The organism is Candidatus Eisenbacteria bacterium (genome assembly GCA_016867495.1).
Taxonomy (GTDB): domain Bacteria; phylum Eisenbacteria; class RBG-16-71-46; order CAIMUX01; family VGJL01; genus VGJL01.
Genome location: VGJL01000104.1, coordinates 1 through 9,113 on the forward strand (window position 1 = coordinate 1; position 9,113 = coordinate 9,113).

6 protein-coding genes are annotated in these 9,113 nt (G+C 68.4%); all 6 read right to left on the minus strand.

What is annotated here, in order from left to right; genetic code table 11:
• Nucleotides 1-51: 51 nt before the first annotated feature.
• Nucleotides 52-381 carry a DUF86 domain-containing protein gene (locus FJY88_09525; protein ID MBM3287569.1) on the minus strand — a complete coding sequence of 110 codons (330 nt, stop codon included), beginning with the start codon at nt 379-381 and terminating at the stop codon, nt 52-54.
• On the minus strand, nt 378-668 hold the full coding sequence (locus tag FJY88_09530) for a nucleotidyltransferase family protein (GenBank protein ID MBM3287570.1): 291 nt from the start codon (nt 666-668) through the stop codon (nt 378-380). The genes FJY88_09525 and FJY88_09530 overlap by 4 nt, the downstream gene beginning before the upstream one ends.
• 210 nt (nt 669-878) lie before the next feature.
• A complete protein-coding gene (locus FJY88_09535) occupies nt 879-1,847 on the minus strand; it encodes an NUDIX domain-containing protein (protein MBM3287571.1) in 969 nt (322 codons plus the stop codon).
• Nucleotides 1,844-2,374, minus strand: coding sequence for a nitroreductase family protein (locus FJY88_09540; protein ID MBM3287572.1), 531 nt, complete (start codon nt 2,372-2,374; stop codon nt 1,844-1,846). Before FJY88_09540 ends, FJY88_09535 begins: the two co-directional genes overlap by 4 nt.
• A gap of 5 nt (nt 2,375-2,379) precedes the next feature.
• Nucleotides 2,380-6,261 (minus strand): hypothetical protein, encoded by a 3,882-nt coding sequence (locus tag FJY88_09545; protein MBM3287573.1) that lies wholly within the window; start codon nt 6,259-6,261, stop codon nt 2,380-2,382.
• Nucleotides 6,258-9,113: hypothetical protein (locus FJY88_09550; protein ID MBM3287574.1), on the minus strand; the 2,856-nt coding region annotated here is incomplete at its 5' end. The genes FJY88_09545 and FJY88_09550, both read right to left, overlap by 4 nt.

Here is a 9,113-nt window from a genome sequence, read left to right on the forward strand (position 1 = left end):
TCTTGACCATACGGGGATCGAGATTACGGAGCTCTGGTAGAATAGGGCAGGTTACTGCTCCAGTATCGCCCTGGTGCGCTCCCGAAGTTGCGGGAGTTCTCTCTCCACCGCCTCCCAAACGACGTCCGTGTCGATCCCGAAGTAGTCATGCACAAGGATGTTCCGCATCCCGATGATCCGGGACCAAGGAATCTCGGAGTGCGCCTCTCGAAACGGAACAGAGATGGTGCGGCACGACTCGCCAATGATCTGTAGGTTATGCACGATCCACGTTTGAACCAGCTCGTCCGTTTCAAAACGTTCTCGACCATCCCGCGCATAGCGGTCGATCCGCTCCACGGCTTCGAGGATGTCGCGAAGTCGCTCCCTGTCATCTCTCACAAGAGGACTGCCTCGCGAAGCACGCGGTCACGGATCCGCGCCCTCAGTCCCTTCTCCGTGATCACGTCGACGGGGCAGCCAAGGAGGTCCTGAAGATCCATGAGCAGACCCCCAAGATCGAGAATCGACCGCCCGGGTTCCAGGTCCACGAGGAAGTCAACATCGCTATCCGGCGAGGCTTCACCCCGGGCAGCGGACCCGAAAACCCGGATGCGGATAGCCCCGTGGCGTGCAGCAAGCTCGAGAATCTCGCGGCGTTTGCTGCGAACAAGTGCCTCCACCGGCATGATCCGTTCCTCCGATGACTTTCGAGGGGATTCTTTCACGGTTCCCCGCGGGAGTCCAGTCTGTCTGTCTGCGACGAGGTTGCCCCATGCGGCCAGGAATGATCGAGCGGCGGCAATCGGCTCCCACCGGGAAGTACCATCCTCCCCTCGAGATGATGGATTCCCCGATTCCGATCGGCCTCGCACTGTCTCCAGGGCCTTCAGACAAGCCTAGCCCGCCACAGCCTCCGGATCGCCGCGCATGGCGTCCTCGATCCTGCGGAGCGTGCGGGCTCCCCAAGGATTTCCCTCGAACGGCATCTCCTCAGGCTTGAAGAAGGCAACGTCGAGGCTCTCGATCCCGTCGGCCCGAAGTTCGCCGCCCTCGATCTCGCATAGGAAGGTCGCCACGCCGAGCCAGACCTCGTCGCCGTTCGGATAGACGCTCCTCTGATCGAGTCCCGTGTAGAAGCCGGTCAGCCGCTTCACGCGGACGCTCAAGCCGGTCTCCTCGCGGGTCTCTCGGATCGCGGTCTGATCGATCCGCTCTCCCAGCTCCATCGCTCCCGCGGGAAGCCCCCAGAGGCCGGTGTCGCCTCTCTTGTGCAAGAGGATGCGGCCGTCGCCGTCGGGAACGATCGCGCAGGCGCAGGGGAGGAGGATCGGCGCCGTGCCCACCCGTTCCCGCAGCCAGGGGACGAGGCCTCCGGTCCGCCGCAGCGGGCCCTCCGCGGATCCGGCGTCGAAGCGCGTCGGGAGATCGCGGATCGAGTCGTCGAGCATCTGCCGGTACCAGGGGAAGAGACGAGGGGCCTCGTCGAGAGGCAGGAAGCGCTGCGCGATCGATTCCCGCAGATCGGGTCTGTCGCTGCCCCCCGAGACGTGGCAGAGGAAAGCGGCTGTCACCTGCTGGACGCGGTCGCCGTTCGGATAGTTCACCATGTAGTCGGGAGATGTGTAGAGGCCGACGAAACGCTCCGGCTCGATCTCGTATCCGGTCTCCTCCCGGACCTCGCGGCGCAGGGTTTCGAGGATCGTCTCGCCCGGCTCGAGGAGCCCCCCGGGAAGTCCCCAGACGGGGAAGTCGCCGCGCTGCTGGAAGAGGATCCTGCCCTCTCCGTCGCGGATGATCGCGGTCGCGTAGATCAGAATGACCGGCTCGGGGCCGACCCTCGAGCGCAGCCAGGAGACGTAGCTCATCTCGTCTCGATCACATCGCGCCTGGGGCGTCTCTCGCTCGGTTCCAATCGCTCCGCGGGACGGCCGATCGGGACCATGGCGACCGGGCGGAGGCGGCCGGGGAGATCGAGGATGGCGCAGACGCGGTCCTCGTCGAAGGCGCCCACCCAGCACGACCCGTAGCCGAGCGCGGTTGCCGCGATGAGGAGGTTCTCCGTCGCCGCCGCCGTGTCTTGCAGCACATAGAGGGAGCGCCCTCGCTCCCCGTAGCGGGCCGCCGACTGCTCCGCGTCGGCGCAGATGACCACGACGACCGGCGCCTGGGCCAGGAAGTCCTGTCCCAGCGCGGCCTCGACCAGTTGATCGCGCAACTCCTGCGAGCGGACGATCAGGAAGTGCCACGGCTGCCTGTTCCCCGCGGAGGGAGCGCGCAGCATCGCCTCGATGAGCCGGTCGAGATCGCCGTCGGGAAGCGGATCGGAGCGGTAGGCGCGGCACGATGCGCGCGCGAGGATCGGTTCGAGAGGATCGCGGTTGGCGGGCGTCATAGCGGTCACACCTCCTTCAGAATGGCCGGCCGCAGGAAGTAGAGAACGGAACGCACGGGCTCCTGGAACAGCTCCCGCACGGCCCGGCGATAGATCTCCATCTGTCCGCGGTAGGTCGCGACCCGCGCGTCAATCTCCGCATCCGAAGCGACCCGGTCGGATTTCCAGTCCAGGATGATCCATCCCCGCGCGTCCCGGAAGAGAAGATCGATCCTGCCCTGGACGAGGATCCATGGGTCGACCGCCCTGGAGTCCATCCCGTCCGCCAGTCTCAGGATCTTGTCCTCGCCCTCGGCGATCCATCCGGTCCAGTCGGGCGAGGTGAGGATCTCCGCGCCCAGGGAGGGGAGCAGGTTCGCGGCCTCGAGGATGCCCATCCGCATGCCGAAGGAGACCTCGCGTTCGATGGCCGTGGACGCGGCGAGCGCGCCTCCGATCGGCAAGGCCACGAAGGCGGCGAGAGAGGCGCCGAGCATCTCCACGACTGCAGGCGGAGCGCCCCCCATGGCTTCGGCGGCGGCCGCGACCCTCGCGCCCGCGTTCGCGCGATCGAGGCCGCGGAAGTCGAGCCTCTCGAGCAAGAGGTGGATGAGCCTCCCCTCGGCGCGCGCGTCGTCGTCCGCCGGGAAGAGCGGCGCGGCGGGCTCGTCCGGGGCGTCCTCGAGCGCGCTCGGATGAAGGATGCCTCCGAAGTCGGCCCGATCGGCGAGGGCGCGGCCGCTCTTGAACTCGGTCGCCCAGATCTTCCCCTTGGCATGGGCGAGATGCCCGGGCGAGGGAAGGGGCGGGGTCTTGACGATCCTCCGCAGCAGCTTCTCCGTCTCGGCATCCGGCTCCTCGACCGAGACGGGCTCGAGACTCCGCAGCTTCGGTTCGAGGGCGCGGATCGGAGTCATCGCCGGCCGCTCGTTCGGACGCGCGCCGGGCGAGATCCAGCGAACGATGAGCGGCAGATCGGCGAGCAATCTCTCGCTGACGCCCCCGGGCGGCGCGCTCTCCGCCGGCTCATCGATCGGCGGCAGCGCGTAGAGAAGCCACGCAAGATAGGAGCGCTTCCACGAGAGGAGGCGCTCGAGCGTCGCCGATCCGGTCCCTCCCCCCTTCTCGAGGGATCGCTGGTAGGCCCTCCAGGCGATCGGCGCCGGCGAGGCGCGGGAGGTCTTGATTCCGGAGAGGATCAAGCGATCGCGCGCACGCGTCAGGGCGACGTAGAGAATCCTCTTCTCCTCCTCGATCCCCTTGGACTCGCTCTCGGCCCTGAGGAGGCGGAGCGGGATCGGCCGGCGTCTGACGTATCGATCCGCGTCGAGAAGCTGGATGCCCAGGAACTCCTCGCCCGGGGCGAGGGCATCGACCGTCTCGCCGAGGAGCAGCGGTCGATCGAGCCTCGCGACGAAGACGACGGGGAACTCGAGCCCCTTCGCCTGGTGGATCGAGAGAACCCGCACCGCCGGGGTCGACTCCGACGAGATGGGCGCTTCCGCGATCCGGCTTCCTCCTTCTCGCAGCTCGCGAAGCCAGCGGAGGAACGGGTGCAGGGAGTGCCCGGAGTCGCGCGCGTATCTCCTCGCGAGGCCGATGAACTTCCTCAGGTTCGACTGGCGCCGCAGGCCGCCCGGAAGGGATGCGACGCTCCGGAGCAGATCGGTCTCCTCGAGAATCCGGACGATGAGCTCCGGAAGCTCGAGCTCTCCGGCCCGCTCGCGCCAGTCGCACAGTCTCGCCATCACGGCGGCGCTCCTGGCCGGGAGGTCGTCCATCTCGGGCTCGCCCGGGAGATCGGCCCGAGCGCCCGCCAGCGTCGCCGCCTCCGCGGGATCTTCCGGAAGGACGCGCCCGGCGTAGAGGCCTCCCCCCGGCGCTTCGTCCGCGATCAGCGCCAGCGGGTAGGCGAGATGGATCGCTTCGGGATAGGCGAGGCGCAGGGCGAGGATCTCGGCGTCCTTCCAGCAGAAGGCGGGGGAGCGCAGGGCCGCGGCCAGCGCGATGTCGTCCAGGAGATTGTCGACGACGGAGAGGAGCTGGACGAGGTCCTCGATCTCTCGCGCGCGGAAGAACGAGGCGCCCGAGGAGACGTAGACGGGGATTCCCTCCTCCTCGAGGATCCGTTGCAGCCTGGCGCCCGGGGCATGGGAGCGCAGGAGAATCGCGACATCCGAGTAGGAGAGGGGGCGCTCCCTGCCCGAGTCGGGATCGAGGCATGTGGCTCCATTCTCGACAAGGGATCGGATCCTCGCTGCGATCGCCCGCCCTTCCGCCTCCTCGGGGTCGAACCGCTCCTCGCTCTCGTCCTCGCCCTTGCTTTCGCCCTTGCCCTTGCCCTCGCCCTCGCGGACGAGCATCAGCTCGACCCGGGGGGGCTCGCCCGGATCCGAGCGACCGGCCCTCAATTCCTGCGCCTCGTAGTCGGTCCCGATCTCGGCCGGAAGGAAGAGCCGGCCCGCCACGCGATTCACAAAGGCGAGGATAGGCGGGCGGCTCCTGTAGTTGTCGGGAAGCGGGACGGTCCACTTCGGTTGATCGAGCGGAGGCTTCTCCGGTTCGGCGACCAGAACCCGTCCCGACTCCGCGCGCATGAGGCGGCGGAAGATCGTCGGATCGGCGAGCCGGAACTGGTAGATGCTCTGCTTGATGTCGCCGACGCGGAAGATCCCCGCGGGATCGCACAGCCGCTCGAGGATCCGGTGCTGGAGGGCGTTCACGTCCTGGAACTCGTCGATGAAGACCCGATCGAAGCGGACCTGCTCGCCGATCGAAGGCGTCTCGGCGAGCAGCTTCAGCGCGCGGATCTCGAGGTCGGAGAAGTCGAGGGCGCCCCTGCGGCGCTTCATCTCCTCGTAGACATTCCAGACTTCGAGGGCGAGCCGCGCAAGCTCTCCGGTCAGACGGCTCGACTGCTTCTCGTCGCTCAAGACCCGATCGATGGAGAGGGGCAAGAGGGCGAGCCAGTCCTTCTTGTAGAGCTTCTGCACGACTCCCTTGAAGTAGGAGAGCCCCTCGACCTTCGGCTTCTTGCGCGAGAGAACAGGAAGCTTGATCCGCGGGCTCGCGGAGTCGTCCAGCAGGCCGGCCTCGCCGAGACGGACGAGGATTCTCTGCTGCCCGCCGGGCGTCGAGAGATCGGCCGGATCGACCGCCCGGAGTCGGCGGACGGCCTCCTCCCACGCGGCGGCCTCGGCCCCCGCGGCTTCGAGTTCCGCAAGGACGGCCTCGACGAGACCGAGCCCCGCGAGCCACTGGCGCTCGATCCGCTCGGCGTACGAGCCGATCCACGCGATCTTGTCCCATCCCGCGATCTCCTCGCGGTTGCGAGCGAGGTGGCGCTGGAGGAAATCCACGGGGTTCTCCGAGGCCCGAGCGTAGTCGAGAAGCCTGCGGACCACCCTGCGCAGCCGTTCGCCCTCGCGCTCATGCCCGCAGATCTCGACGAGCCTCTCGAAGCGCTGCCGCCGCTCATCGCCCCATCGTCCCCTGTACGCGTCCCGGAAGATGCGATCCATGGCGCCGGAGAGCAGGAGCGTCGCCTCTTCCTCCGGAAGGACGCGGAAACGCGGATCCAGGCCGGTGCTGTCGAAGCGCTCGCGGAGCAAGCGGGCGCAGAAGGAGTGGATCGTCGAGATGCGGGCCTGGGGAAGGCGATGGCGCATCGGGGCGAGATCCTGCCTCTCCGCGAGCTTGCGATAGATCTTGTTTCGCAGCTCGGACGCCGCCTTCTCCGTGAAGGTGACGACGAGGATGCGATCCAGGGGTATCCCGTCGTCCTCGATGCAGCCGAGGAGCCGCTCGATCAGGACGAGCGTCTTGCCCGAGCCCGCTCCGGCCGAGACGAGCATGTCCCGGTCCCGCGTGCGGACGACGAGGCGCTGCGATGGAGAGAGGGGGCTCACGGCGAGATCTCCTTTTCCGCGAAGCCCTCGATCGGCGTCCGGCGGGGCGGGTTGTAGGCTGCGTCCACCCGGCAGAGGGCGGCGAAATCGCAGTGCTCGCAAGCCGAATCGCTTCCCTTGCCCGCGGGGGAGACATCGATCCTGCCCTCCAGGATCGCGCGGCCGAGGCGCGCGAGGATCTCCTTCGCCTCCGCGAGAAGCCCCGCGAGATCCTCAGGCGTCTCCACCCTGCCTTGCGGCCTCTCTATGAACTCCAACCCGCCGAAGTCCTCGATCCTCGACATCGGGACGATTCCGCGGAAGCGGATCTGGAGGGGATTCTCGCTGTCCTCATCCGGCCTCAGATCCTCCTCCCTCCGGGGAGACGGAAGAACGGGCGCGTAGAGAGCGGCGGCCGGAACCCAGCCTCTGTCCTCCGCGACGAGAAGATAGACGCCGAGCTGGAGGTCCCGCCCATCGCGCAAGTCTGCCGGCCTGCCGCGCTTGACGCCCAGCCCCGACTTGTAGTCGATGACGAGCGCCTCCCTCCGGCCGCCCGACTCGCGCAGGTCGATCCTGTCGATCCGTCCACGCAGGAGCATCGACGTCTCCTCCGTCAGCTCGATCCGCAGCGGCGGCGCCCCCTTCGTGCCGAAGGCCTCCTCGAACGCGTGCGGCCGGAACTCCGACTTCCGCTGCCGCGCGGTCTCCGCATCGAGGAAGCGGAGGATCTGGCTGCCGCAGCTTCGCACCCTGAACTCGCCGGTCGGATCGGCGAGAAAGGCGCGGAGGTTCTCTTCGTGCACGACGCGCCCGAGGATCTCCGTAAGGCGCCGCGACGTCGCCTCGCGGTCGGCCGAGGGGAGCCCTTCCTTGTAGAGGACCTCGAGGGCGCGATGGGCCAGGCTTCCCGTCTCGAGCGGGGAGACCTGCGCCGTCGGTCTCGGCCGGAGTTTCAGCAAGCTCCCGGAGAAGTGCTGATAGGGGCAGCGGGCGAAGGACTGCAGGCGGCTCACGCTCGCCGTGATGGTCGGCCAGCCGATCGCCCGCCGCAGGAGGCTCTGCGGAAGAACGGGCCGGTTGTCATATCCCCAGAGCCTGCGCGAGGGCTCGAGAAGCGATCCCCTGCCTGTCGAGTCGGTCACGGGGAGAAGGTGGTTGTAGACCGAGAGGATCCTGCGGTCCATCCTCTCAACCTCGGCTTCCTCCGGATCGCGCGGCCTCCCGGATACCCTCCGATCGAGTCTGCAGGCGATGTAGGCGCCGACGCGGGACGCCATCTCCTCGCCGGTTTGCGCCCGCGAGAGATCCGAGAGGTCTCTCGCGCCCATCTCGACCGGAGGCGTCGTCTCCGCGACGCCCGGCATCTGCCGCCGCGTCTCGACGAGGTAGGGAGAAGGCTCGAGCGACCTGCCGTCGAAGTCGGTGGCGGGCCGCGTGAGGAGGAGCCGCTCCGAGGCGCGGGTCACGGCGATGTAGAAGAAGTAGGCCTCCTCTTCCTGCCGGAGGGAGTCGGGCGTCCCGAGGACCATGCCGAGGGAGGCGAGAAGTGCCCGCTCCCTCTCGTTGAAGAAGCGTCCGTGGGGAAGCGGTCGCGGGAACCCCTCGGCGCTCAAACCCCCGACGATCGCGCGCCGAACGGGGCCCAAGCGCGAGCGTTGCACCTCGGCGAACGTGACCTGGTCGCATCCCGTCGGGGTTCGGTCGAGGGAGAGGGAATCGAATCCGGCAAGGAGCATGTCGGCGAAGCGGTCCCGGTCGAGGGGAAGGGAGGCCGCCTCGCCGGCGATCCAATCGAGAACTCCCTGGACGGCATCCCACTCACGCCGCGATCCGGCGGGGTCGCTTCGCTCGATGCGGCGATGGGCCGCCTCGATGCCGGACTCGGCGATCCAGGTCCGGAGCGATTCGACCGCCTCCAGTCCCGTGAGACCACGCTCGAGCCGCATCTCGAGGCGGCGCAGGGGAGGAGCGAACCGCGCGCGCAGCCTGTTCGCGATCGCCGCGCGCGCTCTCTCAACAGCCTCCTCGCGGGGCGCGGTCTCGCTCGCTTCGCGCTCCTCCGCCTCGTCGTCCTCCTTTGCCTGATCATCCGTCTCCTCCCCGTTCTCCTCGGCGCCGGCGCCGTCCTGGTCGGTCCGGCTCCTGAGATAGCGGACCCGCGGCGCGCGCTGCAGGGGAGGCCAGTCCTCTCCGTAGAAGTCGTCGAAGTCGCGCCCGCTCTCCAGGGAGAGGTTCTCCAGCAGATCGACCTCTCCCCCGCGCAACCCGAGAAGGGGGGAGCGGAGGAAGGGGATCACGGCCTCGCGCGACCAGCCCTGCTGCAGGAGATCGAGGCCGCCGCGGATCGCGCGCACGAGGGGCCGCGAGGAAATGTCGATGTGACGATCGACGAAGAAGGGGATCCCGTAGCGGGGGAATGTCTCCTCCACGATCGGCCGGTACGATTCGATGTCGCGCACGACGACGGCGATCTCTCCCGGGCGGACCGGGTCGTCATCGAGGCGGATCCAGCGATCGATCGTCCTCGCCCAGATCTCCACCTCGTGGGAGGGATCGCGCGCCGCGACCAGATCGATGTCGCCGGCCGGCTCGATCGGCGGGGCTCCCGCGCGCAGCGTTCCATCCTCGAGCGACCGAAGTCCCGGGGATCGGAATCGGTCGGACCCGTTCCCGCGCCGGAGGGGGACGATGTCGATCTCCGCTCCCGCGGCGCGGAAGCGCGCGAGAAGCTCCACGCAAGTCCGCAGCGGGGAGAGAAACGCCTGCCGCTCCACCTTCGACGGGAGATCGCGCGGCCACTCGAGGAGCCGGAAGCCGGGGGGCGGGGGCGGCGGCACGAGGGGCAGGAGGCCGGCGAGTCCGCCGTCGAG

Bases quoted from the DNA above. Each gene is read 5' to 3' on its own strand.
- FJY88_09530 (MBM3287570.1), bottom strand. From the start codon at position 668: ATGCCGGTGGAGGCACTTGTTCGCAGCAAACGCCGCGAGATTCTCGAG.
- FJY88_09535 (MBM3287571.1), bottom strand. From the start codon at position 1,847: ATGAGCTACGTCTCCTGGCTGCGCTCGAGGGTCGGCCCCGAGCCGGTC.
- FJY88_09540 (MBM3287572.1), bottom strand. From the start codon at position 2,374: ATGACGCCCGCCAACCGCGATCCTCTCGAACCGATCCTCGCGCGCGCA.